The sequence below is a fragment of the Falsiroseomonas sp. genome (assembly GCF_041690465.1).
GTDB lineage: Bacteria > Pseudomonadota > Alphaproteobacteria > Acetobacterales > Acetobacteraceae > Falsiroseomonas.
Genome location: NZ_JAWLHG010000011.1, coordinates 92396 through 116732 on the forward strand (window position 1 = coordinate 92396; position 24337 = coordinate 116732).

Here is a 24337-nt window from a genome sequence, read left to right on the forward strand (position 1 = left end):
CCCTCACCCCGACCCTCCTCCGCCCGCCGGAGGAGGGGGCAGTCAGGAAACCCACATGCCCGACACGCTCGCCCCCGCCTTCGATCCCACGCGCCTGAAGTTCGGCGTTGGGCAGCCGGTGCCGCGCGCCGAGGACCCGACGCTGCTCACCGGCCGCGGCCGCTACACCGACGACATCACGCTCCCTGGCCAGGTCTGGTGCGTCATGGTGCGCAGCCCCTATGCGCATGGCGTCATCAACGGCATCGGCACCGAGGCGGCGCGCGCCATGCCGGGCGTGCTCGGCGTCTGGACCGGGGCCGATCTGGCCGGCTACGGCGCGATGACCTGCGCCATGCCGCTGAAGAACGCCGACGGCTCGCCCCTGCGCAGCACGAAGCGCCCGCCGCTGGCCACCGACAAGGTGCGTCATGTCGGCGATCCCGTCGCCTTCGTCGTCGCCGAAACCCGGGCGCAGGCCAAGGACGCCGCCGAGGCGGTCGAGATGGACATCGAGCCGCTCGACGCGGTGACCGAGGCATCCGCCGCCGCCGCCCCCGGCGCGCCGCAACTCTACGACGACCTGCCCGGCAACCTGGTGCTGGATTACGTGGCCGGCGACAGCGCCAAGGTCGCGGAGGCCTTCGCCGGTGCCGCGCATGTCGCGAAGCTGCCGCTGCGCAACAACCGCGTGGTCGTGGCGGCGATGGAGCCGCGCAGTGCCATCGGCAGCATCGAGGATGGCCGCCATGTGCTGCGCGTCGGCTGCCAGGGCGTGTTCGGCATGCGGGCGCAGCTCGCCGGGCTGCTCGGCGTTGAGGCGAAGCAGGTTCGCGTGCTGACGGGCAATGTCGGTGGCAGCTTCGGCATGAAGGCCGCCGTCTATCCCGAGTATCTCTGCCTGCTGCACGCCGCGAAGGAGCTCGGCCGGCCGGTGAAGTGGACCGATGAGCGCAGCGGCTCCTTCCTGTCGGACGCGCATGGCCGCGACCACGAGGTGATCGGCGAGCTGGCGCTGGACGCCGACGGGAAGTTCCTCGCGGTGCGGCTGACCGGCTACGCCAACATGGGCGCCTGGCTCAGCCCGGTGGCGCCGCTGATGGGTACCGGCAACTTCTTCAAGAACGTGCAGTCCAACTACGCCACGCCCGCGATCGAGGTGCGGACGAAGTGCCTGGTGACCAACACCACGCCGGTCTCCGCCTATCGCGGCGCCGGCCGGCCCGAGGGCAACTACTTCATGGAGCGGCTGATCGACGCCGCCGCGCAGGAGATGCGGATCGACCCGGTGGAACTGCGCAAGCGCAACCATATCCGGCCCGACCAGTTCCCCTATGCCGCCGCCTCGGGCTCCGTCTACGACAGCGGCGCCTTCTCCGCGCTGATCGACCAGGCGATCGCGGCGAGCGATGCCGATGGCTACGCGGAACGCCTCGCCGCCAGCAAGGCGAAGGGCCTGCTACGGGGCAGGGGGATCGGCAATTTCCTCGAATGCACCGCGCCGCCGACCAAGGAGCAGGGCGGCATCCGCTTCGAGAAGGACGGCACGGTGACGATCATCACCGGCACGCTGGACTACGGCCAGGGCCATTGGAGCGCCTTTGCCCAGGTGCTGCACCAGTCGCTCGGCGTGCCCTTCCAGCAGGTGCGGCTGTTGCAGGGCGATTCCGATGAACTCATCGCCGGCGGCGGCACCGGCGGCTCCAAGTCCATCATGGCCTCCGGGGCTGCCATCCTCGAGGCGTCGGAGAAGGTGATCGAGAAGGGCAAGGCCGCGGCCGCCTGGGCGCTGGAAGCCGCCGTCGCCGACATCGAGTTCGAGCCGCATGGCGAGACCGCCGAGGGCCGGTTCGTCATCGCCGGCACGGATCGCGGCATCGGCATCATGGAACTCGCCGCGAAGCTGCGCACCGCGTCGGGCCTGCCGGAGGGCGTGCCGGACACGCTCGACGTCACCCATGTGTTCGACCAGGCGCCGCAGGCCTACCCGAATGGCTGCCATGTCTGCGAGGTCGAGGTGGACCCGGAGACGGGCATCGTGCGGATCGACCGCTACCTGGCGGTGAACGATTTCGGCGTGCAGGTGAACCCGCTGCTCGTCGCCGGCCAGGCGCATGGCGGCATCGCGCAGGGCATCGGCCAAGCGCTGATGGAGCATGTGGCCTTCAGCGAGGACGGGCAGCTGCTCTCCGGCAGCTACATGGACTACGCCCTGCCGCGCGCCGGCGACCTGCCCGCGATCGCCACCGACAGCCATTCGGTGCCCTGCACCACCAACCCGCTCGGCGCCAAGGGCTGCGGCGAGGCGGGCTGCGCCGGCTCGCTGCCGGCGGTGATGAACGCGGTGGTGGATGCGCTGCGGCCGGTGGGCGTTGGGCATCTCGACATGCCGGCGACGCCGGAGCGGGTCTGGGCGGCGATCCAGGCCGCGCGCTGACCGCACGGCCCGGCGGAGGCGCTTGCCTTCGCCGCCCGGAAGGGGATGGATTCTCCCGGTCGAATCGAGCGGGGGGACGACGATGCCGAGGTCCGGATCCAGCCCGATCCTGGCGCTGCTGTTGCTGGCCGGCCTGTGCTGGGCGCCGCCGGCGCCGGCGCAGGAGACTCGGTCCGAGCGCATCGCCCTCGTCGAAGGCGGTACCCGCGCCGTGGTGCAGGGCATGGTCCGCGGGCGGGAGGCGGTGGACTACCTCATCGCCGCGCCCGCCGGGAAATGGATGCGGATCGAGCTGACCGCGACCAGCCGGTCCGCCTTTCTCAACGTGCACGCCCCCGGCGCCACCGAGGCGATGCATGTCGGCGCGGCCAGCGGCAACATCTTCGCCGGGCTGGTGCCGGTGACCGGCGACTACCGCATCTCGGTCCATCTTGCGCCCGCGGCCGCACGGCGGAACCAGCCAGCCCGCTACACCCTCTCGGTGGCGGTGGTGGACCGTGCCGACGCCGCCACCGCACACCGCCAGCCCGAGATGGCGGACGAACTCACCGGCGGTCCCGATTTCTGGGAGGTGAGCGGCCTGCGGGGCGGGCGGCGGCTGAACCTGCGGGACGGGCCATCGGCGCGGGAGCGGTTGCTCCGCCAGCTTACGTCGGGGACGGTGCTCCGCAACCGCGGCTGTCGCCTGGCGGAAGGCGAGCGCTGGTGCCGGGTCGAACTCCCCGATGGCAGCCTGCAGGGCTGGGTCCTGGGGCGCTACCTCAGGGAGTCCGTGGCGCCGCCACCCGCAGCGGCGCGGCCTGCGGCGGCCGGGGTCCCGGCCCCGGAACAGCCCGCCGCGGCCGCCCTGCGCCCCTTCGACGCCACCGGCCTGCTGCCCTGCGCCATGGTCCGCGGCCAGCCCTCCCGCGAGTGCCGCTTCGGTGTCGAGCGCCGGGGCGCGGGTGCGGCGGTGGTGGACGTGCTCGGCAGCAGCGGCGTGACCCGCCGCATCACCTTCGAGCGCGGCGCGCCGACCGGCTCGAACAGCACCGCCGAACTACACTTCGAGCGCTTCGGCGAGCTGTTCCTGATCCGCATCGGCGACGAGCGCTTCGAGGTGCCGGAGGAGGTGGTGACCGGCAGGTGAATTGCTACCGCGCCGCCAGTGCCGCCACGCGCATCAGCCGCAGGAAGTTGCCGCTCCACAGCAGCCCGATCTCGCGCGCACCATAGCCTCGGCGGTGCAACTCCGCGGTGACGGCGCGGGAGCGCGCGGCGTCCGGCCAGTCCGTCAGGCCGCCGCCGCCGTCGAAATCGGAGGAGAGGCCGACATGCTCGATGCCGATCCGCCGGACCGCATGATCCACATGGTCCACGTAATCCGCCACGCTCGCCTGGGTCGCGCCACCGCCGCCCGGCGGGTTGCGCAGGAAGGCCGGCACCGCGGTGATCTGCACCAGCCCCGCAACTGCCTTCAGCGCATCCAGCTGCGCGTCGTCCAGATTGCGCGGATGGTCGCGCAACGCCCGGCAGCAGGCATGGGTCGCCACCACCGGCGTACGCGAGGCCTCCGCCGCCTGCAGCATGGCGTCGCGCGAGGCGTGGCTGACATCCACCAGCAGCCCAAGCCGGTTCATCTCCGCGATTGCCTGCCGGCCGAGCGGCGAGAGCCCGCCATGCCGCGCCTCGCCATCGCCCAGATCCTTGCGGGGAATGGCACTATCGGCCACCAGGTTGTGGCCGTTATGGGTCAGGGTGACATAGGTCGCTCCGAGCCGCTTCCACAGCGCCAGGCGCGAGAGGTCCTCGCCCATCGCATAGGCATTCTCCACCGCGGAGAGCACGGCCAGCTGCCCGGCCGCCTTTGCCGCCTCGGTGGTGGCCGCGTCGGGGCAGAAGGCGCGCTCCGTCCCATCGGCGGTGCCGGCGATGTGGCGCAGCATCGCCTCGGCGCGGTCCGCCGCGGCGGCGTGGCCCTCGGGCGTCAGCGGCCCCTGCGGCAGGTAGGCGATGAACACCACGGCGCCGAGCCCGCCGCGGCGCATCTTCGGGAAGTCCACCCGGCGCTGCGTATCGCCCGCCGGATCGGGGGTGTCGGGCCAGGGGATGTCCACATGGGTATCGAGCGTCAGGGTCGCAGCGTGGATCTGCGCGGCTTCGGAATCACGGATCTCGGGCACGGTCTCGGGGCTCCGCCAGGCCGCGCAGGCTGCGGCGGGGGCCGGTCGGCGTCAACCGCGGCGGGGCGCTGACATCACTATGACTTGCCGCCCGCGCTGCGCCCGCCGCATGATCACGGAACTGTCACACAGCCCCGTGGCCCGACCGCGTGGCTGCATGTGGAGCACGCCATGCGCGACCGTCCCCTCGCTGACCTGGTCCATCGCCACGACCCGGTCACCCTGCCGCCAGACGCCACCGTGCAGGAGGCCTGCCGTGAGATGCGCGCCCACCGGGTGGGGTGCGTGGTCGTCACCGATGCCGCGAAGCGGCTGCTCGGCATCTTCACCGGGCGGGATGCCGTCTGCCGGATCGGCGCGGATTGCCTGCCCCCGGCCAGCACCCGGCTCGACCAGGTGATGACCAGGCACCCCGTCACCCTGCCGCCAGGTGCCGGCGCGCTGGAGGCGCTGCGGTTGATGCAGGATGGCGGCTTCCGCCATATCCCGCTGGTGCAGGATGGCGTCGTGGTGGGCGTCGTCTCGCGGGGCGATTTCCGCGCCATGGAACATGCCCGGCTGAACGAGGAGAACGGCCTCTGGGAAACCTTGCGCTGAGTTGAGCGCTGGGCGGCATGACGCCGCCGTCATCCCGATGGAATTTCCGTGAGCTTGACACTTGCGCCGGGGGCTGCGCGTCCCCATCCGACACCGGCCGCGGCGCGCCATGGCGGTGTTCCGGAAGCAGGATCGGCAGCAGGAGGCTCATTGGATGTGGGACAGGGTGGCACAGGGAGCGGATCAGACCGATCGGGTCCATGTGATGGCTGCCGTGGCGGAACTCGCGGATGGCGGGCTGGCGGAGCGCATGCGCCTCGATGCCGCCGCGCGCGTGCTGGTCACCGCGCGCCGCGCCGCCGCCCTCGCCCCGCATGAGGCCTCCCCCGGCTCGGCCACCGCCATCGTGCTGCGCGTCGCCCGCGGCTGGGATCCCGCCGTCACCACGGCCGCCGAGCATGTTGAGGCGCTGGCGCCGGCCGAACTGGACAGCTTCCTCGCCGCCGCGCCGCGCTGGGCCGCCTCGGTCCGCGATGCCGGCCGCGCGGCGTTGCGCCGGGCCGCCTGAGGCGGGGGCTTACGCGCCCCGCGCCTGCGCGATCAGCGCCTTCATCCGGCGCACCGCGCCAGGCAGGCCCTCGAACACGGCCTGCCCGACCAGGAAATGCCCGATCGAGACCTCGGAGATCTCCGGGATCCGGGCGATGTCGCCGATGCTGTCATAGGCCAAGCCGTGGCCGGCATGGCAGGCGAGCCCGGCCGCCGCGGCGATCCGCGCGCCCTCCCGCAGCCGTGCCAGATGCGGCGCGCGGGCCTCGGGCGCGGTATCGGCATAGGTGCCGGTGTGCAACTCGACCGCCTGCGCGCCGAGCGCCGCCGCCGCCGCGATCTGCGCCTGGTCGGCCTCCACGAAGATCGAGACGCGGATGCCGGCGGCCGACAGGCGCCGCACCGCCTCGGCCAGGAAGGGGCCGGCGCGCAGCAGGTCGAGGCCGCCCTCGGTGGTGAGCTCGGCGCGCTTCTCCGGCACGATGCAGCAATCGGCGGGCCGCAGGCGCTCGGCGATGCCGACCATCTCCTCCGTCGCCGCCATCTCGAAGTTGAGCGGCGCGGCGATGGCGGCACGGATGCGCTCCAAATCGTGGTCGCGGATGTGGCGGCGATCCTCGCGCAGATGCACGGTGATGCCGTCGGCGCCCGCCTCCAGCACCGCCTGGGCGGCGGCCAGCGGATCGGGGTGCGTGCCGCCGCGCGCATTCCGCAGCGTCGCCACGTGGTCGACGTTGATCGAGAGCCTGAGGGGCGTCATGCGGCGTGTCCTTCGGCGCGATGGCGGGCCATTCCGGCGGCCATGCGAAGCGCGGCGATCAGGCTGCCGGGATCGGCCAACCCCTGCCCCGCGATGTCGAGCGCGGTGCCATGGTCCGGGCTGGTGCGCACGATGGAGAGCCCGAGCGTCACGTTCACCCCGCCATCCATGTCGAGCGTCTTCACCGGGATCAGCGCCTGGTCGTGATACATGCAGAGCGCACAATCATAGCCGGCGCGCGCCCGCGGGGTGAACAGCGTGTCGGCTGGCAGCGGCCCGCGCACGGCGATGCCGGCTGCGCGCAACGCGGCGACGGCGGGGGCGACGATCTCGATATCCTCGCGGCCCATGGTTCCGTCCTCGCCGGCATGCGGGTTGAGGCCGGCGACCACCAGCCGCGGTTGCGCGATGCCGAAGTCGCGCCTCAGCGAAGCGGCGACCGTGCGGCCCTGGGTGACGATGGCCTCGGTGGTGAGCTCGGCCACGGCACGCTTCAGTGACAGGTGGATGGTCACCGGCACCACGCGCAGGCCGGGGCAGGCGAGCATCATCACCGGCGGCAGGCCCGTGCCGGCCAGCTCGCCGAGAAACTCGGTATGGCCGGGATGGGGAAAGCCGGCGGCGGTGAGCACCGATTTCTGGATCGGGTTGGTGACGACACCCCCGGCGCGGCCGGCCTTGGCGAAGGCCACCGCCTGCTCGATCGAGGCGATCACCGCCGGTGCGTTGCGCGGATCGAGCCGGCCGGGGGTGGCCGGTGCCGGCAGGGCCAGCGGCAGGACGGGAAGGGCGTCGGGGAAGGCGGCCTCCGCCTCCTCCGGCGCGGCGATGCGCGCGATGGGCGCGCCGGGCAGCAGCGCCGGGTCGCCGATCAGGAAGAAGGCCGGCCCGGCCGCACGCACCGCGCGCCAAGCGGCCAGCGTGATCTCGGGTCCGATGCCGGCGGGCTCGCCCATGGTCAGGGCGAGGGGAGGGAGGGTCATCGCGGGGGTTTCCCGCAGCTGATCCTTCCCGGCAAGTGGCCGCTATCCGCCCTAACGCTGCAGCGCCTCGATGTAGCTGACCACCTCGACGATCCGGCCGCGGATGTAGGTCTCCCGCCAATACGGCTCGAGCCGGTCCGACGCCTCCAACGAGAAGACCGCGCCCCAGGCCGGCATCTGCTGCGTGCCGTGCGCGGCGATCTCGGTGCGCCCATCCACGATCCGCATGACCCGGGCAAAGGGGAACTCGCCGCTGTTGCGCTGGCTGAGCGTCGTGAGGTCCGGCGCCTGGATGTTGAGCAGGGAGCGCAGCGGCCCGTCACCGCGGCCCTGCTCGCCGTGGCACTGCCCGCAGGCAAGGCGATACGCCTCGGCGCCGGGCTCATGTGGCCGCGGCTGCGCCGCCGCGGGCTGTGCCAGTGCCGCGGCAACAGCGACCGCGGCCAGTGTGTGCGCCGCGAATGGTGAGCGCATCGCTCCTCCTCCCCTTTGCTGTCCCGGCGCCCGGTAGGGTCGGCGCTCGTGCCGTGCGGGCTCAAGGCCTGGCGCCGACACAAGGCTGCGAACGGCGGGCGCCTAACGCTGAAGGTTGCGCAGTCGCTCCAGCACCCCGTCCACCTCTGCAGCCGACTGGCAGAGGCCGAAGCCGAAGCGCAGCCGCGTCGCGCGCCGGTCGGTCACGATGTGGGCCGCCGCCAGCCGCGCCTGCCAAGCCTCGGCATCCGGCAGCTCGAAGGTGAGGAAATTGCCGCGTCGCGGCTCGTCGAGCGGCACCACCAGCCGCGCCGGATCAAGGCCGGTGCCATCAAGGCCGGTGGCGAAGCGCGCCTGCAGCGCGTGGGCATGGTCGCGCACCATCGCCGTGGTCAGCCCCTGCGCCTCGAACCAGCCGAGCGCCGCATCCAGCCGGTACAGGCCGGAGGGATCGAAGGTCGCGCCCATGAAGCGCCAGCCATCGCCGGCATAGCCGACCTCGCCCTGCGGTCCCGCCAGCGCGCCGAAGGCGGCGTACCACCCCGTTGCCCGCGGCCTGGGCAGCCAGCCCGGTGGGCAGTGCAGGAAGCAGCACCCCTCGCCGGCCATGGCGTATTTGTAGCCGCCGGCGGTGTAGAAGGCGCGGCCCGCCAGACGCGAGAGATTGACGGGCCGGGCCATGAAGGCGTGGTAGCCATCGAGCACCAGCACCGCCTCGCCCGCCGCCTCGGCCAGCGCCTCCAACCCCTCCAGCACGAAGCCGGAGGAGAAGAAGACCTCGGAGACCCAGACCAGGTCGAAGCCCTGCCGCGCCGCCTGCACCAGCCGGTCGAGGCAGTTGCCATGCGGCTCGGTCGCCACGCGCGTCACCTGCACCAGCCCTTCCTCCTCCAGCCGGGCGAGCTGGCGCGTCAGGCTGTGGAACTCGGCATCGGTGGTGAGCGCGCGCGGCGGGCGGTGCGCGGGCAGCGAGGACAGGATGCGGACCACGAACTCATGCGTGTTCGGCGCGAAGACCAGCGTGGCCGGATCGGGCAGGCCAAGCTGCCGCGCCACCTTCGCCCGGCAATCCGCAAGCAGCGGCCCGAGCACCTCCTCCCACTTGCCGTCCTGCAGCCGCGCCGCCTCGTCCCAGGCGCGCAGCTGCGCTTCGCGGGTCACGTCGGGCCAGGGGTGGTGGCTGTGCGCGGCGAAGTGCAGCCGCGCCGGATCGGCACCGAGGAATCGCGAGAAATGGCCGCGCAGGTCGAGCATCGCACCCATATGCGTTGCCGCCACGCAAGTGGCCAGATGGCGGCCCGATGGCGGCAGGGAGGCAGCGATGGTCGAAGGCGTCGAGACCGACTTCACCGCAAAGAAGAGCTACGGCGACTATCTCGGCCTGGATGCGCTGCTCGCTGCGCAGAACCCGCGCTCCGGCCAGCATGACGAGATGCTGTTCATCGTCATCCATCAGGTCCAGGAGCTGTGGATGAAGCTGATGGCGCATGAGATGGCACTCGCCATGGAGCGCATCCGCGCCGACGACCTCCGCCCCGCCTTCAAGGCCACCGCGCGCATCAGCCGCATCCAGAAGCAGATGGTCGAAGCGTGGGAGGTGCTGACCACCATGACCCCGCACGACTACCTGGCGTTCCGCGCCAGCCTCGGCTCCTCCTCCGGCTTCCAGTCCTGGCAGTACCGGCTGTTGGAGATCCGCATGGGCACCCGCGAGCCCTTCATGGTGAAGCCGCACGGCCATCGCCCCGACATCCACGCGCTCCTCTCCGAAGCCTTCGCCGCGCCGAGCCTCTACGACGAGGCGCTGCGCCTGCTGGCCCGCCGCGGCCTGCCGGTGCCGGCGGCGGTGCTGGCGCGAGACCCGGCGCAGCCGCACACGGCCGATGCGGGGGTCGAAGCCGCCTGGGCCGAGGTCTATCGCGACGCCGAGCGCCACTTCGACCTCTACGAACTGGCGGAGGAACTGGTGGACCTGGAGGACGCCTTCCAGACTTGGCGCTTCCGCCATCTCTCGACGGTGGAGCGGATCATCGGCGGCCGGCCGGGGACGGGCGGCAGCGCCGGCGTGGCCTATCTGCGCACGGTGCTGGGCAAGCGTTTCTTTCCCGAACTTTGGAGCGTGCGCGGCAAACTGTAGAGAAGCGTGGCGTCACCGCGGCGGTGCCACGGCCGCGGCGTCTTGACGCATGGGCCCCCGCGCTGCGAAGTGCGGGCCACCGCGTCACGCCGGAACCCTGTGCATGGTCCATACACCGCAGCGCCCGCCAGCCGGCGCGCCGCCCGTTCGCATCAATCTCTACTCCGATACGCAGACACGCCCGACTCCCGCGATGAAGGAGGCGATGATGCGCGCGGAGGTTGGCGACGAGCAGCATGGCGACGACCCCAGCGTGCATCTGCTGTGCGATCGCATGGCCGCGCTGATGGGCAAGGAGGCGGCGGTCTTCATGCCCTCGGGCACCATGTGCAACGTCGCCGCGACGCTGACGCATTGCCGGCCGGGCGACGAGATCCTCGCGCACGAAACCGCACATATCCTCACCAGCGAGGGCGGCGCGCATGCGGCGCTCGGCGGCTTCCAGATCCTGCCGCTGAAGGGGCCGCGCGGCATGTATTCGGCGGAGGAGCTGCGCGCGCATATCCGCGGCAAGTCCCGCCACACGCCGACGCAGCGCCTGGTCGCGGTGGAGCAGACGGCGAATATCGGCGGCGGCGCGGTCTGGCCGAAGGCGCAGCTCGACCAGGTCGCGGCGATCGCGAAGGAGCATGGCCTCGCCACGCACATGGACGGCGCGCGGCTGATGAATGCCTGCATCGCCGCCGGCTTCCCGCCGAGCGACATGGCCGCCGGCTATGACAGCGTGTGGCTCGACTTCACCAAGGGCCTGGGTGCGCCGCTCGGCGCGGTGCTGTGCGGATCGAAGCAGTTCATCGACGACGCTTGGCGCTGGAAGCAGCGGCTCGGCGGCGCGATGCGCCAGGCCGGCATCTGCGCCGCCGCCTGCCTCTATGCGCTGGACCGCCATGTGGAGCGGCTGGCCGAGGACCACGCCAATGCCAAGGCGCTGGCGCGCGGCCTGGCGCAGATCCCCGGCATGAATGTGGAAGCGCCGGACACCAATCTGGTGTTCTTCGACCCTCGCGGCACCGGCCTCAGCGCGCCCGTGCTGGTGGATCGGCTGCGGATGGAGGGCGTGCAGCTTTCCATGCTCGGCGGCCGCGTGCGCGCCTGCACCCATCTCGACGTGACGGCCGGCATGATCGAGGAAACCGTCCAGCTGCTGCGCGCCGCCATCCAGCGCGGCTGAGCATCACGCGCCGCCGGCGGAACCACCGGTTCCGCCAGCGGCACCGCTTCACCCCGCAGCCAGCTTCGCCAGCAGCCGCGCATGGCTGCGCGTGCCGCCGTGGAAGCAGCGCAGCTCGAACTTCTCGTTCGGACTGTGCACCTGGTCGTCATCCAGGCCGAAGCCCATGAGCACGGTATCCAGGCCGAGGATGTCCTTCAGGCTGGAGACGACCGGGATCGAGCCGCCGCAGCCGATCATCGCCGCCGGCTTGCCGTATTCGTCGGCCAGCGCCGCCTGCGCGGCACGGACGAAGCGGCTGTCGGCCGGCACCTCGATCCCCGGCGAGGAGCTGAACACCTGGAACTCGGCCTTCGCATCCGCCGGCAGGCGCGCGCGCACGAAGGCCTTGAAGCTCTCGAACACCTTGGCGTGGTCCTGCCCGGGGACGAGCCGGAAGGAGACCTTCGCATGCGCCTGCGAGGGGATCACCGTCTTGCTGCCGGGGCCGCTGTAGCCGCCCCAGATGCCGTTGATGTCCGCCGTCGGCCGCGCCCAGAGCCGCTCCAGCGCGCTGCGGTCCTTCTCCCCCACCGGCACGGACAGCCCGATGTCGGCCAGAAAATCATGCTCGCTGAATCCCAGCGCCTGCCACGCCGCGCGCTGGGCGGCAGATGTCTCGGGAACGCCGTCGTAGAACCCCGGCAGCCGGATGCGGCCGTTCTCGTCGTGCAGGTCGCCGAGGATGCGGGTGATCAGGTTGAGCGGGTTGAGTGCGCTGCCGCCATACATGCCCGAATGCAGGTCGCGGCTCGCGGCCGTCAGGTCGAGCTGCACGTAGCACATGCCGCGCAGCCGCGTGGACAGTGCGGGCGTGTCCACATCCCACATGCCGGTGTCGCTGATCACCGCGACATCGGCCGCGAGCTCCGCCCTGTTGTCGGCGAGGAAGGCGGCGAGGTTGGGCGAGCCGATCTCCTCCTCGCCCTCGATCACCGCGGTGATCGCGCAGGGCGGGCCGCCGGCGACGCTGTGCCAGGCGCGCATCGCCTCGATCCACATCAGCGTCTGGCCCTTGTCGTCCACCGCGCCGCGCGCGACCACGCGCCTGCCATGCGGGCCGTCCACGATCCGCGGCTGGAAGGGCGGGCTGGTCCACAGCTCGAAGGGATCGGCCGGCTGCACATCGTAGTGCCCGTAATACAGCAGATGCGGGGCGTTGCCCCCTGGGCCGGGGTGATGCGCCACCACGACCGGATGCTTCGGCGTCTGCCGCAGGCTGGCGGTGAAGCCGATCCTGCCCAGCTCGTCGCGCACCCATTCGGCGGCGGCGACGCAGTCAGGCGCGTGCTGCGGCTGCGCGCTGACCGACGGGATGCGCAGCCATTCCACCAGGCGCCCGACCGCCGCCTCATGGTCGGCGTCGATGGCGGCGAGCAGCTTGTCCGTCAGGTCCATGGGTCACTCCGTGATGGCGTGGCGCAGCAGCGCGAAGGCGGCATCCACCGTCGCGGCGCGGATGGCGGTGCGGTCGCCAGGGAAGACGTGGCGTTCCACTTGCGCCTCCATGCCACGCCGCGCGCAGCCGATGAAGACGAGGCCGACCGGCTTCGCTTCGCTGCCGCCGCCCGGCCCGGCTATGCCGGTGCAGGAGACGGCGATGTCCGCCCCGGAATCGGCCAGCGCACCCGTCGCCATCTGCCGCGCCACCGGCGCGCTGACGGCACCGTGCTCGGCCAGCATCGCCGGCGTCACGCCGACCAGCCTGGTCTTCGCCGCGTTGGAATAGGTGACATAGCCCGCCAGCAGCGTCGCCGATGAACCGGGGATCGCCGTCAGGGCCGCGGCGATCAGCCCGCCGGTGCAGCTTTCGGCCGTGGCGAGCGTGATCCCGCGCGCCTGCAAGGCGGCGAGCAGCGCGGCGGCTTCCTCCAGCGTCGAACTCTCCAGCATCAGCCGAGCACTCCCGGGAAGAAGGTCCGCAGCGCGGCGACCGTGCAGGCCGCGAGGACGCCGGCAACCACGTCGTCCAGCATCACGCCGAAGCCGCCCGGCTGAGCATCCGCCCAGGACACCGGCCAGGGCTTCAGGATATCGAGCGCGCGGAACAGCAGGAAGGCGAGCAGCACGCCGGGCAGCGTCGCCGCCGGCAGCGCGGCCAGGGCCAGCAGCATGCCGGCGCCCTCATCGGCGACGAACCAGGATGGATCGTCGCTGCGGTCGGCCGTCACGCGCGGTGCCGCCCAGAAGCCGGCGACGGTCAGCACCAGCGCCAGCACCAGGCAGGCGGCGGGCCCGAGCAGGACCAGCGGCAGCACCACGAGCGAGCCCCATGTGCCGGGTGCCGGCCGGATCAGCCCCACCCCACCGAGCGTGGCGACCAGATGCGCGACGCTCATTCCGGTGAAGGAATCGGGCCTCATGGAATGCGGTCCAGGAAGCGGTCGAGCGCGACCGCCACCAGCGGCTCCTCCAGCGTCGGGCAATGGCCGCTGCCGGGCATGTTGACGAATGCCATGTCCGGCCGCTCCTGCCGCATGCGCAGCGCGGTGGCCGGCGAGAGCAGCTCGGACAGCTCGCCGCGCACCAGCATCAGCGGCGCATGCGCCAGCGCGCCGAAGGCGCCCCACAGTTCCGGCATCGGCCCGGCGCCGCGCATCGCCTCGGCGATGCGGATGTCCCAGCGCGGATGCCAGCGGTCATCCTCGCCGGGCGCGTAGGTGAGTGCGGCGAAGCGGCGCCAGCCGCCGGAATCCAGCACCAGCGGCGGCAGATTCGCCTGCAGGAAGGCCACCGCCTCCTCGAGCGAGCCGAGCGCCGGGTCGCGCCCCACGAAACCCTGCACCTGGTCGAGCCCGACCGGTTCCAGCTTCGGCCCGACATCGTTCAGCACCGCGGCCGCGATGGCGGAAGGCCGCATCACCGCCAGCACCATCGCCAGGATCCCGCCGAAGCTGGTGCCGACGATCACCGCGCGCGGGCAGTGCAGCGCCGCCATCGCATCCAGCACGTCGCGCAGCGAGCCCTCGATGCCGTAGCGCGCGGGATCCGCCGGGCGGCCGCTCTCGCCATGGCCGGCATGGTCGAGCGCGATCACCCGCCGAGTAGCGGCGTGCCGCGCGGCGAGCGTCGAAAAATCCGCCGCGCTGCGCGTCAGCCCCGGCAGGCAGAGGACCGGCGTGCGCCCCTCCGGACCCGGCTGGTCCAGCGCCGAGAGCAGCAGGCCGTCGCGGGCGTGGAAGGTGATCCGCCGCGCGCTCACCGCAGCAGGCCGGCCAGCGGATGCGGCAGGTCGGCGGTGGCGGTGTCGCGCGCGCGGTAGATCACGACGTTCTCGATCACCCGCTGCACGTAGTTCCGCGTCTCGCCGAAGGGGATCATCTCCATCCAGTCGAGGATGTGCGGCCCGCTCGCCACCCGCGGGTCGCCATAGGTGCCGAGCCACTCATCCACCCGCCGCGGCCCGGCATTGTAGGCGGCGGCGGCCAGCGGCAGGGCCCCGCCGAAGCGGTCCAGCATCTCGGCGATGTAGGCGGCACCGAGCCGGAGGTTGTGCTCGGGGTCGGAGGTCAGCATCCCTGTGCTGTGCCGGATGCCGAGCCGCCGCGCCACCTGCCGCGCCGTGCCGGGCAGCAGCTGCATCGGCCCCCGCGCATTGGCGCGCGAGACGGCGCCGAGCTCGAAATTGCTCTCCTGGCGGGTGATGGCGTGCACCAGCGCGGCCTCGGCGCCTTCGGCGGGCGCGGCATAGGGGGTCGGCCAGCCATCCTCCAGCAGCACCACGCCGTCGGCGCCGCTGCGGCGCGCGATCCAGACCGCATGATCGGGCCGCCCGATCAGCACGCCGAGCCGGGCGATCAGCCAGCGATCCGCCGCATCCGGCGCGACCTCCTCCATGCGGAGCAGGAAGGTACGCGCGCGGTCGGATTGGCCTAGGTCGGCCAGCGTCACCGCCGCGCGCACCAGCTCCCGCGCAGCGAAATGATCCGCCGCCTCTCGCGAGGGCGCGGGCAGCGCGGCGCCGGCGATCCGCGCCGCCAGGCGCTGCGGCGTCTCGCCCAGCGCCAGGCTGGCGAGCTGGCCGTAGAAGGCCACCGGCAGCGCAGCCGCTTCCTCCCAGCTGGTCCGGGCCTCCGCCGTGCGGCCCAGCGCGGTGAGCGCCAGCCCCTCCCAATAGGCGCTACGCGCGCGGGTGATGACGCTGCGGCTGTCCTCGGCGACGCGGGCGAAATGCGCCAGCGCGCCGGCGGCATCGTCCAGCCGGCGCAGCGCGATGAAGCCGGCGAGGAACTCGGCCTCCTGCCGCGGCTCGCCGGGTTCCGTCTGGCCGTGGCCGCGCGCCACGCGATAGGCGGTTGCGGGATCGCCGAGCCGCAGCAGCTTGCGCGCCAGGATCTGCCGCTCGGTCCAGACATCGCGCGCGGCTTCCGGTGGCATCCCGGTCTGCAGCGGCTCGGCGGCGGCCCAGACGGCGGCGGCCTCGGCGTCGCGGTCGGCACGGCGCAGCAGGCGCGCGCGTTCGTGCATCACCCCGAGGTCGCGGATGCCAGCGGCCCCCTCCGGCTCGCGCCCGGCGCGCAGCGCGAGCCGCGCCTCGGCGGCGGCGCGGCGCGCCGGGTCGAGCCGCGGCACCAGGCGGGAGGCCGGGCCGGCCTGCTCCTGCCAGAGCAGCCGGTCGAAGCGGCGGGCATGGTCATCGGCGGTCAGGATGGCGGCGTGGCGCTCGGCGAAGGCTGCCTCGACGGCGGGATCGTCGGGCGGACCCTCCCGCCATGCTTCGCGCAGCGCTGCGGCCGCCTCGGCACCGCGCCCTGCGCGGGTGAGCGCCGCCGCCAGGCGATCGGCGCCGGCGAGACCGCGCGGCGGGATGCGGGCGAAATGGCGCAGCACCAGCGCATCGTCCGGCTCATTGGCCAGCATCTCCTCGGCACGCGCGGCGATGCCGACGGGGAAGGGCCAATCGGGGTTCGCCCCCAGCCAGGCCACGAGCTCGGCGGCGCCGGCGCCGGAGTCGCGCGAGAGCAGGCGCAACCAGGTGACCAGTTTCGCGGCCAGCGGATCGGCGGCCTGTGCCAGGGCCTGGGCGTCGGGGAAGCGGCCGGCCTGGGCGGCGGCCAGCGCCTGACGGCCGGCGGCGCGGGCGGGTTCGCTTGCCCAGGGCTGGGCCGCAACCGGGCCACAGGCGAGCGACATCAAGAGGATGGCGGGGAGCATACGGCGCATGGCACCAACCATAGCGCAAAAACCTGCCCGGCGCAGACAGGCGAGCGCCACGATGCGCGGCCGTATGACAGGTGCGTGTGTCCAACCTATGCTGCGCCCGCTCACGCGCCCGTCACCCGATGCCGGGCATCTCCGTGTGCGGAAAGGCCGCATGCGCGCAATCGTCGTCGGGTTTCCCAAATCGGGGACCTCAACCCTGCAGCAGGCCCTGCAGAAGAGCGGATTGCGTTGCGCGCATTGGCGGTATCGCGGCCAGCCGATCGGGCGGCTCGTCTATGATGGCTGGTTCGATACGGGCGATCCCTTCGCGCATTTCCCGACGCTGGACGTGCTGACGCAGATGGACATCTGCCTGCCGGCCGAGGGGCTGAACGACTGGCCCAATCTCGACATCCCGCTGCTGCTCGCGATTCGCGAGGTGCATCCGACCTGCCTGTTCATCCTGAATGCGCGCGATCCGGCGCAGACCGCCGACAGCATCCTGCGCTGGGGAGACCTGGCGAAGCGGCTGAGCGAGGGGGCGCAGCCCGGCCTGCCCATGGGGCGCGGGCAGAAGCGCGCGGATCTCGTCCGCTGGATCGCGACGCAGCTGTCGGCGCTGCGGCGGATCTTCGCCGCCGACCCGCATTTCCTCGACCTCGACATTGCGGCGCCGGATGCGCCGCAGCGGCTGGGCGCTGCGCTTGGGCTCGAGATCACGTGGTGGGGAAAGGCGAACGAGAACGCGCCGAAGCTGCCGGCGACCGGCTGAAGCGGCGGGGCCTTTCGCCGCATCGATTCGCGCAGCGATCACGGCGGGCCGGCCCTGATGCCGGTCGCGGCCGTGGAGCGCTATACGTCGGTGCGGGGCCTGGGCGATGGCGTGGTCGCGGCGCGGATCGGTATGCACAGTGGCTTCGAGATGGCCGCTACCGTGACCGAGGTGCTCGCCCGGCGCCAGCATCATCCCGGCCGACAAGCCGACGGCCGCGTTCCGAGCGGGGGGTGGTGACGCCTGACAACAAGATCCATCGTCGCTCCCCCCGCCCGGTGAGCCTTCGCGGCGATCGGATCGAAGCGGGAGCGGCGGCGGCAGCCTGACGGGTTGCGGACCGCCTGCGTCGCCCCGACACTCGCCGCTGGCGAGAGGGGATTGTGGGCATGGCGCTTTGGGTCCGGTTCGGCCGCGAGGGCGCGGAGGGCTTCGGCACGCTCGATGATGGGGCGATCCGCGTGCATGCGGGCGACCTCTTCGCCGTGCCGACCCCGACAGGAGACGTGCTGCCGCTCGCGGATGTCGCGCTGCTGCCCCCGGTTCGGCCAGGCGTCTTCATCGGGCTGTGGAACAACTTCCACGAGGCGGCAGCGAAGCAGGGGCTGGCCATCCCGGAGACGCCGCTGTTCTTCCTGAAGTCGCCGCGCAGCGTGGTCGGGCCGGAGGCGCCGATCCGTCCACCCGCCGGCTACGCCGGCCGCGTGCTCTACGAGGGCGAGTTGGGCCTCGTCATCGGGAGGCGTGTCGCCAATGCGAGCGAGGACGAAGCGGCAGCGGCGATCTTCGGGCTGACCTGCGTGAACGACGTGACGGCACTCGATCTGCTCAATGCCGATCCCTCCTTCGCGCAATGGGCGCGCGCCAAGGGCTGCGACGGCTTCGGGCCGATCGGGCCGGCGATCGCAACCGGGCTCGACTGGTCGGCGCTGCGCGTGCAGGTCGCGCTGAACGGCCGCGTGCGGCAGGACTATCCGCTCTCCGACATGATCATCCCGCCGGCGCGCATCGTCGCGTTGATCTCGCGCGAGATGACGCTGGAGCCGGGCGACATCATCGCTTGCGGCACCAGCCTCGGCGCGCTGCCGATGCGGCCGGGGATGGTGGTGGAGGTGACGATTGCCAGTATCGGCACGCTCCGGAACGTCTTCGCGCCGGCCGCTCAGTAGCAGCCGGCGGCGCGCCCGCGCGCACGGACCAGGGCCAGCACCGTGCGGCAGGTCGGCACCTCCACCCCCACCAGTTCGGCGAGTTCCACCACCACGCCGAGCAGCGCATCAATCTCCATCGGCCGGCCGCGCTCCAGGTCCTGCAGCATGGAGGTCTTGTGCGCGCCGACCTCGGCCGCGCCGGCAATGCGCTTGTCCACGTCGATGCCGAAGCGCACGCCAAGCTTCGTGCCGACCTCCTGCGCCTCCAGCATCATCGCGCGCGCGATGCCGCGCGTGCCTTCGTCGCCGGTCAGCACGTCGAGCGTCTGCGTGGTCAGGGACGAGATCGGGTTGAAGGCGAGGTTGCCCCACAGCTTCACCCAGATCTCGTCACGGATCTTCGGCCGCACCGGCGCCTTGAAGCCGGCGGCGATCAGCGCCTCAGACAGCGCGGCGATGCGCGGCGTGCGCTCGCCGGAAGGCTCGCCCAGCGTGAAGCGGTCGCCGTAGGTGTGCTCGATGACGCCGGGCTCCGGCACCTCGGCGGCGGGGTAGACGATGCAGCCGATGGCGCGCTCCGGCGGCAGCAGGACGCTGACAACGCCGCCGGGATCGACGCTCTCCACGCGGCGGTCTTCATGCGGACCGGGCAGCTTGTGGAAATACCACCAGGGGATGCCATTCACGGCGGACACCACCGCCGTCTCGGGCCCCAGCAGCGGCTGCATCTGCTTCGCGGCACCGGGCAGCGAATGCGCCTTCAGCGTGACGACGACATAATCCTGCGGCCCCGCTTCCTCCGCGGTGCCGACGCAGCGCGGATAGACGGTGATCTCCTGCCCTTCGCTGCGCAGCGTCAGGCCCTTGGACTGCATCGCCGCCAGATGCGGCCCGCGCGCGATGACGGTGACCTCCGCATCACCTTTCGCCGCGAGCTTCGCCGCCATCAGCCCGCCGATCGCGCCGGCGCCGAAGATGCAGATGCGCATCAGAGCCTCCGATGGCAGCAGGGCGGAGCCGCGCCTCGCGGCGAGCACCGAAGGCCTGAATCGGCGGCGCTCACATCGAGATCCCCAGCTTCTCCGCCAGCCCGATGCGCATCAGCTTGCCGGTCGCGCCCTTCGGGATCTCCGGCACGAACACCACCTTCCGCGGCACCTTGAAATCCGCCAGGTGCTGCGCGCAGAAGTCGCGCAGCTCGCGCTCGGTGAGTTCGGCGCCTTCGCGCAGCACCACCGCGGCGCCCACTTCCTCGCCGAGCTTGGCGTGCGGGATGGCGAAGCACAGCACCTGCGCCACCGCCGGGTGCGCGGAGAGCACGCCGTCCACTTCCAACGGCGAGACCTTCTCGCCGCCGCGGTTGATCAGTTCCTTGAGCCGGCCGGTGAGCAGCAGGAAGCCGTCCTCGTCGAACAGCCCCTGGTCGCCGGTGCGGAACCAGCCATTGGTGAAGGCCTTGGCGTTCGCCTCCGGGTTCGCCTCGTAGCCCTTGGTGACGTTGGGGCCGCGGATCACCACCTCGCCGATCGCGCCTTGCGGCAGCAGCGTTCCGTCATCGGCCATGATCGCCACCTCCGGGCCCGCCGCGCGGCCGACCTTGCCCGGCTTGCGCGGCCCGGCGAGCGGGTTCGAGCACATCTGGTGGCTCGCCTCCGTCATGCCGTAGCTCTCGACCAGCGGTGCGCCGAACACCTTCTCGAGCTGCTCCATCACCGGGCCGGGCAGCGAGGCGGAGGAGGAGCGCAGGAAGCGCAGCTTCACCCGCTCGATGATCTCCTTGTTGCGTTCGGCGCGGGAGAGGATCGCCTGGTGCATGGTCGGCACCGCGGTGAACCAGGTCGGGCGCTCCTCATCCATCCAGCGGAAGAAGCGCAGCGCATCGAAGCCCGGCGTGCACACCACCGCGCCGCCCGCTCCCAGCGAAGACAGCACGGCGGCGATCAGCCCGTGGATGTGGAACAGCGGCATGACGTTCAGGCAGACATCCTCGGCCGTCAGCGCCAGCGCCGCGCCGATATGCCGCCCGCTCGCGGTCACGTTGCCGTGGGTCAGCGGGACGATCTTCGGCCGGGCCGTGGTGCCGGAGGTGTGCAACACCAGCGCCACGTCGTCCTCCTGCGCGGTGCCGGGTTGCCTTGCGCTGCCGGCGGTGCCGCCTTCCAGCGTGAAGTCGCCCGCAGCCTCGCCCGGCACCACCTCGATGATCGGCACGCCGAGCTTCGCCGCCGCCGCGCGTGCCGGCGTCTCGACACCCTTGGCCACCAGCAGCGCCTTGGCCTTGAGGTCCTCGATGTAGAACTCGAACTCTTCCTGCCGGTAGCCGGGATTGAGCGGCGCGGTGGTGGCGCCGCAGGCCACGGTGACGAACACCGCCGCCATCTCCGGCCCGTTCGGCAGCACGATCGCCACCCGGTCGCCGCGGCCGATCCCCTTCGCGTTCAGCGCCGCCACGGTGCGCCCGGCCAGCTCGCGCAGCGCGCCATAGGTCAGCGGCTTGCGGCCTTCGGTGGCGCGCAATGCGGGACGCGCGGCCTCGCCGCGGTCCAGGAGCTCGGCGACGGTGCGATAGCCGGTCATGCGCTTCTCCCTGATGTGCCGCGACCATATCGGCGCCAGGCCGGGGCAGGAAGGGGAGGGCGCCGGGCGGCTATGCCCGTGGGTAGGTCTGGTCCTGGACGGTGTCCATCGGCACCGCCTCCACGCCTGCCGGCGCCAGCAGGCGAGTCTCCACATGGTCCGCGTGCAGCAGGTGCAGCAGCGCGCCGCCGATCCGCGCACCGGGAATGCCCGGCTGCATCGAGGCCGGCACGGTGAAGGACAGCGACGGCGCCCAGACATGCGTCACCGCACCGCGCCTGATCTCGTGATGCAGGTGCAGATGGCCGGAGGCGACCAGCCGTAGCCCCGGATGCGTCAGCAGCGGCGCCAGCGCCGGCCGCGCTTCGGGCGGCACCGACCAGGGGTTCCACCCGGCCTCCTCCGGCGCGTGCAGGAAGGGCGGCTTGTGGAGGAACAGCGCGATGCGCCGGTCGCCCGCGCCCGCGGCGGCCGCGGCGATGAAGGCGGCCTGCGCCTCCTCCTCGGCGTGGCCGGTGCCCATGACCTCGGAGTTCAGGCCGATCACGCGCCAGCCAGGCAGGTCCACCACCCCGCGGCCCGGCCCGAGATGCCGCCGCCAGCGGTCGAGCCGTGCATCGTCGACCGGCTGGTGCGGTGCCAGCTTCGGCTCGCTGCCGACATCATGGTTGCCTGGCAGCGCCAGCAGGGGGGCGGCGAAGGCGCGGTGCTGCTCGGCGGCGAAGGCGAGGTCGGGCTCGCGGCCGGCGCCATCCAGCGAGAGGTCGCCGCTGGCCACCACCAGGTCGGGCGGCGCGGCCTCGGCAGCGCGGCGGACCAGGTCGAGATTGCCGCGGAACAGCCCGTTGCGTGGCGAGAGATGCGCGTCCGAAACCTGCAGGATCGAAGGCACCCGCCTCACGCCTCGCTGGTTGGTGTCGGCGCCTTGCAGGTGCTCAGCCCGAACAGCGGGTAGATCGGGCAGACCCGCGTCAGCCCGGTGATCAGCGGCAGGAAGCCGAGGATGCCCCACCAGCCGATCGGGCCGAAGATCCACATCATCACCAGCGCCGTGCCGATGCCGAGCCGCACCGTCTGGTCGAGCGCCCCGATGTTCCGGCCCATCCTGCCCTCCTCCGGCCAGCCATCCCCGCTTCCAGCACAGCCTGGACCGCCCGCCGCGTCCAGAGCCGCTGGCGCGGCACGGCGGCGGCGAGGCTGGACGCCCCCTCCGCCGGCGGCCATGCTCGCAGACCGAGCAAGGGAGAAAACCGTGCCGATAGAGGTCTGGACCTGGCCCACGCCGAACGGCCACAAGGTACATATCGCGCTGGAGGAACTCGGGCTGCCCTACACGGTGGTGCCGGTGAACATCGGCGCGGGGGAGCAGTTCAAGCCGGACTTCCTGGCGATCAACCCCAACCATCGCATCCCCGCCATCGTGGACCCCGAAGGGCCGGGCGGCCAGCGGCTCGCATTGTTCGAATCCGGCGCGATCCTGATCTACCTCGCGGAGAAGGCCGGCGCACTGATCCCGGCCAATCCGGTCGGCCGCTACACCTGCCTGCAATGGCTGATGTTCCAGATGGGCGGCGTGGGGCCGATGTTCGGCCAATATGGCCATTTTCACACCTACGCGCCGGAGAAGCTGCCCTACGCGATGGACCGCTACGCCAAGGAGGTCCGGCGGCTGCACCGCGTGCTGGAGAAGCGCCTGTCGGAGGCCGAGTACCTCGCCGGTGATGCCTATTCAATCGCCGACATCGCGACCTTCCCCTGGGTCCGCCTGCCGGAGCGGCGCAACATCGACCTGGCGGAATTCCCCTCGGTGAAGCGCTGGCACGACGCCATCGCCGCCCGCCCGGCGGTGAGCCGCGGCGTGCAGGTGCTGGCGGAACGCCAGCGGCGTGGCACCATCTCCGAGACCGAGCGGGAGATCCTGTTCGGCAACACCCAGTTCCAGGCACGTTGAGCATGGCCGAGATCGACCACATTGTCGTCGGTGCCCGCACCCTGGAGGCAGGGGCGGCCTATGTGGAGGCGCATCTCGGGGTGCGTCCCACCGGTGGCGGGAAGCATGATGGCATCGGCACCCACAACCTGCTGCTCGGCCTCGGGAAGGACTGCTACCTGGAGGTCATCGCGCCGGATCCCGACCAGCCCGACCCGCCGCATCCGCGCCCCTTCGACCTGGACGATCCCGGGGTGAAGATGATGCTGGAAGCGGAGCCGCGGCTGCTCGCCTGGGTGGCGCGAACCCCGGTGCTGGATGCGGTGGTCACCCGGCTCGGCACCCACCATGCCGGCGAGATCCGGACGATGAAGCGCGGCCGGCTCTCCTGGCGGATGGCGATGCCGCCGCAGCGGCAGGACATGGCCAACCTGATCCCCTCGCTGATCCAGTGGGACGACGGCAAGGGCGCGGCGCCGCGCCTCCCCGATTCGGGGGTGCGCCTGATCGGGCTGGAAGCCGAGCACCCGGAGATCGACTCCGTCCGCAACGGGCTGGCCCAGCGCGGGCTGGAGGAGGCGATCCGCCTTCGCCGCAGCCCCCATGCGCGCCTCGTCGCCCGCTTTGCGCTGCCGGACGGGCGCGAAGCGGTGCTGGCGAGCGGCTGAGCCCGAAGAGCGACGCGGCGCGCGGCGCGGAAGGTGGGGCAGCCGGCAACAACTGCGTCGTCGGCCGCGCCCCGCAGCCCATGGTCGACCGGGCGGCGCGATGCTATGTTGTCAGGATCGCGTGACGGTTGGCCGCCGCGCGCCGCATTGGCGGTCGCGGGGCGCGCGCGGCCGCAAGCCGGAAGGACGTGTATGGCGCTGCGGCGTGCCGCATCACCGGATCGGCGTGTAGCGCCAGACGCTGGCAGGCGGCACGTTCAGCGGTGTCCAGGCCTCGCGCTTCGCGGTCAGGCCCAGCTTGCGGTAGGGCAGCGGCGAGGTGATGCAGTAGGTGTAGAGCAGGAAGCCCTTGCCCGGGGCCACGCTCTCCACCGCATCCACGAATCGCTGCTGCTGCTCGGTCGGCAGCATAACAAGCGGGATGCCGCATATTGCGGTGCCCACCTTGCCGTGCAGCCGCTCCGGCAGCGCCCTGGCCAGTTCGAAGGCATCGCCCTGGATGACGTTCACGCCCGGCAGCACGTTGCGCAGATGCTCGGCCATGTCGCGGACGATCTCCACGACCACCAGGCGTTCCGGCGGCACGCCGGCGTTGAGCAGGGCGCGGCTGATCACGCCGGTGCCGGCGCCGAGCTCCACCACCACCTCGTCCTCGGCGCGCGCGACCAGCGCGGCGATGCGGCGGCAGAGTGCCGGCGAGGACGGAATGACCGATCCCATCTGCAACGGATTCGCCAGCCAGCGGCGCAGGAACAGCGCCGTGTTCTTCACCTGGGCGTGCGAGCGGGAGCCGGGCGCGCCGGCGGCCATATCCGACATAGTTTTCTCCTTGACAGATTCGTGACAGTGTGTATCCGCACGAGTCGCAG

General features: G+C 72.0%; 26 protein-coding genes. 11 read left to right on the plus strand and 15 right to left on the minus strand.

Annotated elements, in window-relative coordinates:
* The first annotated feature begins 55 nt into the window (after positions 1–55).
* Positions 56–2416, plus strand: a complete 2361-nt coding sequence (locus ACESM1_RS13260; protein WP_372620759.1) for a xanthine dehydrogenase family protein molybdopterin-binding subunit — start codon at positions 56–58, stop codon at positions 2414–2416.
* An 82-nt stretch (positions 2417–2498) separates the two neighbouring features.
* Positions 2499–3545 (plus strand): SH3 domain-containing protein, encoded by a 1047-nt coding sequence (locus ACESM1_RS13265; RefSeq protein ID WP_372620761.1) that lies wholly within the window; start codon positions 2499–2501, stop codon positions 3543–3545.
* A 4-nt stretch (positions 3546–3549) separates the two neighbouring features.
* On the opposite strand, the gene ACESM1_RS13270 is transcribed toward ACESM1_RS13265, so the two are convergent.
* Positions 3550–4578, minus strand: a complete 1029-nt coding sequence (locus ACESM1_RS13270) for a dipeptidase (protein ID WP_372620762.1) — start codon at positions 4576–4578, stop codon at positions 3550–3552.
* 171 nt (positions 4579–4749) lie between these two features.
* Here ACESM1_RS13270 and ACESM1_RS13275 point away from each other — a divergent pair, with 171 nt between their 5' ends.
* On the plus strand, positions 4750–5175 hold the full coding sequence (locus ACESM1_RS13275) for a cyclic nucleotide-binding/CBS domain-containing protein (protein WP_372620763.1): 426 nt from the start codon (positions 4750–4752) through the stop codon (positions 5173–5175).
* Between the two features lie 154 nt (positions 5176–5329).
* A complete protein-coding gene (locus ACESM1_RS13280) occupies positions 5330–5683 on the plus strand; it encodes a hypothetical protein (RefSeq protein WP_372620765.1) in 354 nt (117 codons plus the stop codon).
* Between the two features lie 9 nt (positions 5684–5692).
* On the opposite strand, the gene ACESM1_RS13285 is transcribed toward ACESM1_RS13280, so the two are convergent.
* The 4 genes from ACESM1_RS13285 to ACESM1_RS13300 form a co-directional block, all read right to left on the minus strand.
* Positions 5693–6424 (minus strand): pyridoxine 5'-phosphate synthase, encoded by a 732-nt coding sequence (locus tag ACESM1_RS13285; protein WP_372620767.1) that lies wholly within the window; start codon positions 6422–6424, stop codon positions 5693–5695.
* On the minus strand, positions 6421–7407 hold the full coding sequence (gene pdxA / locus ACESM1_RS13290) for a 4-hydroxythreonine-4-phosphate dehydrogenase PdxA (RefSeq protein ID WP_372620769.1): 987 nt from the start codon (positions 7405–7407) through the stop codon (positions 6421–6423). The genes ACESM1_RS13285 and pdxA overlap by 4 nt, the downstream gene beginning before the upstream one ends.
* Positions 7408–7458: 51 nt before the next feature.
* Positions 7459–7881, minus strand: a complete 423-nt coding sequence (locus tag ACESM1_RS13295; RefSeq protein ID WP_372620770.1) for a c-type cytochrome — start codon at positions 7879–7881, stop codon at positions 7459–7461.
* Between the two features lie 102 nt (positions 7882–7983).
* Positions 7984–9135, minus strand: a complete 1152-nt coding sequence (locus ACESM1_RS13300) for an aminotransferase class V-fold PLP-dependent enzyme (RefSeq protein ID WP_372620772.1) — start codon at positions 9133–9135, stop codon at positions 7984–7986.
* 67 nt (positions 9136–9202) lie between these two features.
* Here ACESM1_RS13300 and ACESM1_RS13305 point away from each other — a divergent pair, with 67 nt between their 5' ends.
* Positions 9203–10018 carry a tryptophan 2,3-dioxygenase gene (locus ACESM1_RS13305; RefSeq protein ID WP_372620773.1) on the plus strand — a complete coding sequence of 272 codons (816 nt, stop codon included), beginning with the start codon at positions 9203–9205 and terminating at the stop codon, positions 10016–10018.
* 103 nt (positions 10019–10121) lie between these two features.
* The gene (locus tag ACESM1_RS13310; protein ID WP_372620775.1) at positions 10122–11189 is read left to right on the plus strand and encodes a threonine aldolase family protein; all 1068 of its coding nucleotides are present in this window, start codon (positions 10122–10124) and stop codon (positions 11187–11189) included.
* A gap of 48 nt (positions 11190–11237) precedes the next feature.
* On the opposite strand, the gene ACESM1_RS13315 is transcribed toward ACESM1_RS13310, so the two are convergent.
* Genes ACESM1_RS13315 through ACESM1_RS13335 form a run of 5 tightly spaced genes read right to left on the minus strand, consistent with a single transcriptional unit; the run spans position 11238 to position 16391 of the window.
* Positions 11238–12626, minus strand: a complete 1389-nt coding sequence (locus ACESM1_RS13315) for a dipeptidase (protein ID WP_372620777.1) — start codon at positions 12624–12626, stop codon at positions 11238–11240.
* 3 nt (positions 12627–12629) lie between these two features.
* A complete protein-coding gene (locus tag ACESM1_RS13320) occupies positions 12630–13121 on the minus strand; it encodes a CinA family protein (RefSeq protein WP_372620778.1) in 492 nt (163 codons plus the stop codon).
* Positions 13121–13591, minus strand: a complete 471-nt coding sequence (locus tag ACESM1_RS13325) for a phosphatidylglycerophosphatase A (RefSeq protein WP_372620780.1) — start codon at positions 13589–13591, stop codon at positions 13121–13123. The genes ACESM1_RS13320 and ACESM1_RS13325 overlap by 1 nt, the downstream gene beginning before the upstream one ends.
* On the minus strand, positions 13588–14430 hold the full coding sequence (locus tag ACESM1_RS13330) for an alpha/beta fold hydrolase (protein WP_372620781.1): 843 nt from the start codon (positions 14428–14430) through the stop codon (positions 13588–13590). The genes ACESM1_RS13325 and ACESM1_RS13330 overlap by 4 nt, the downstream gene beginning before the upstream one ends.
* Entirely contained in the window at positions 14427–16391 is a 1965-nt protein-coding gene (locus tag ACESM1_RS13335; RefSeq protein ID WP_372620783.1) for a transglycosylase SLT domain-containing protein, read from the minus strand. The genes ACESM1_RS13330 and ACESM1_RS13335 overlap by 4 nt, the downstream gene beginning before the upstream one ends.
* A gap of 151 nt (positions 16392–16542) precedes the next feature.
* On the opposite strand from ACESM1_RS13335, the gene ACESM1_RS13340 reads away from it, so the two are divergent.
* The 3 genes from ACESM1_RS13340 to ACESM1_RS13350 all read left to right on the plus strand — a co-directional run bounded on the left by ACESM1_RS13340 (position 16543) and on the right by ACESM1_RS13350 (position 18311).
* Positions 16543–17142 carry a hypothetical protein gene (locus ACESM1_RS13340; protein ID WP_372620785.1) on the plus strand — a complete coding sequence of 200 codons (600 nt, stop codon included), beginning with the start codon at positions 16543–16545 and terminating at the stop codon, positions 17140–17142.
* 57 nt (positions 17143–17199) lie between these two features.
* Entirely contained in the window at positions 17200–17382 is a 183-nt protein-coding gene (locus tag ACESM1_RS13345; RefSeq protein ID WP_372620787.1) for a hypothetical protein, read from the plus strand.
* A gap of 149 nt (positions 17383–17531) precedes the next feature.
* A complete protein-coding gene (locus ACESM1_RS13350) occupies positions 17532–18311 on the plus strand; it encodes a fumarylacetoacetate hydrolase family protein (protein WP_372620789.1) in 780 nt (259 codons plus the stop codon).
* Here the strand turns inward: ACESM1_RS13350 and ACESM1_RS13355 are convergent.
* The 4 genes from ACESM1_RS13355 to ACESM1_RS13370 form a co-directional block, all read right to left on the minus strand.
* On the minus strand, positions 18305–19282 hold the full coding sequence (locus ACESM1_RS13355) for a 2-dehydropantoate 2-reductase (RefSeq protein WP_372620791.1): 978 nt from the start codon (positions 19280–19282) through the stop codon (positions 18305–18307). The two genes, ACESM1_RS13350 and ACESM1_RS13355, sit on opposite strands and share 7 nt — an antisense overlap.
* Before the next feature lie 70 nt (positions 19283–19352).
* A complete protein-coding gene (locus ACESM1_RS13360; RefSeq protein WP_372620792.1) occupies positions 19353–20870 on the minus strand; it encodes an acyl--CoA ligase in 1518 nt (505 codons plus the stop codon).
* Positions 20871–20940: 70 nt separating this feature from the next.
* Positions 20941–21762 (minus strand): metallophosphoesterase family protein, encoded by an 822-nt coding sequence (locus ACESM1_RS13365; protein WP_372620793.1) that lies wholly within the window; start codon positions 21760–21762, stop codon positions 20941–20943.
* 5 nt (positions 21763–21767) lie between these two features.
* Entirely contained in the window at positions 21768–21974 is a 207-nt protein-coding gene (locus tag ACESM1_RS13370) for a DUF2892 domain-containing protein (protein WP_372620795.1), read from the minus strand.
* A 118-nt stretch (positions 21975–22092) separates the two neighbouring features.
* On the opposite strand from ACESM1_RS13370, the gene ACESM1_RS13375 reads away from it, so the two are divergent.
* Both ACESM1_RS13375 and ACESM1_RS13380 read left to right on the plus strand, forming a co-directional pair.
* Positions 22093–22821, plus strand: a complete 729-nt coding sequence (locus ACESM1_RS13375; RefSeq protein WP_372620796.1) for a glutathione binding-like protein — start codon at positions 22093–22095, stop codon at positions 22819–22821.
* Positions 22822–22823: 2 nt separating this feature from the next.
* Positions 22824–23468, plus strand: a complete 645-nt coding sequence (locus ACESM1_RS13380) for a VOC family protein (RefSeq protein WP_372620797.1) — start codon at positions 22824–22826, stop codon at positions 23466–23468.
* 213 nt (positions 23469–23681) lie between these two features.
* Here ACESM1_RS13380 and ACESM1_RS13385 read toward each other — a convergent pair whose 3' ends face one another.
* Positions 23682–24287: a class I SAM-dependent methyltransferase gene (locus ACESM1_RS13385; protein WP_372620799.1), complete on the minus strand. Its 606-nt coding sequence runs from the start codon at positions 24285–24287 to the stop codon at positions 23682–23684.
* Between the last annotated feature and the right edge of the window lie 50 nt (positions 24288–24337).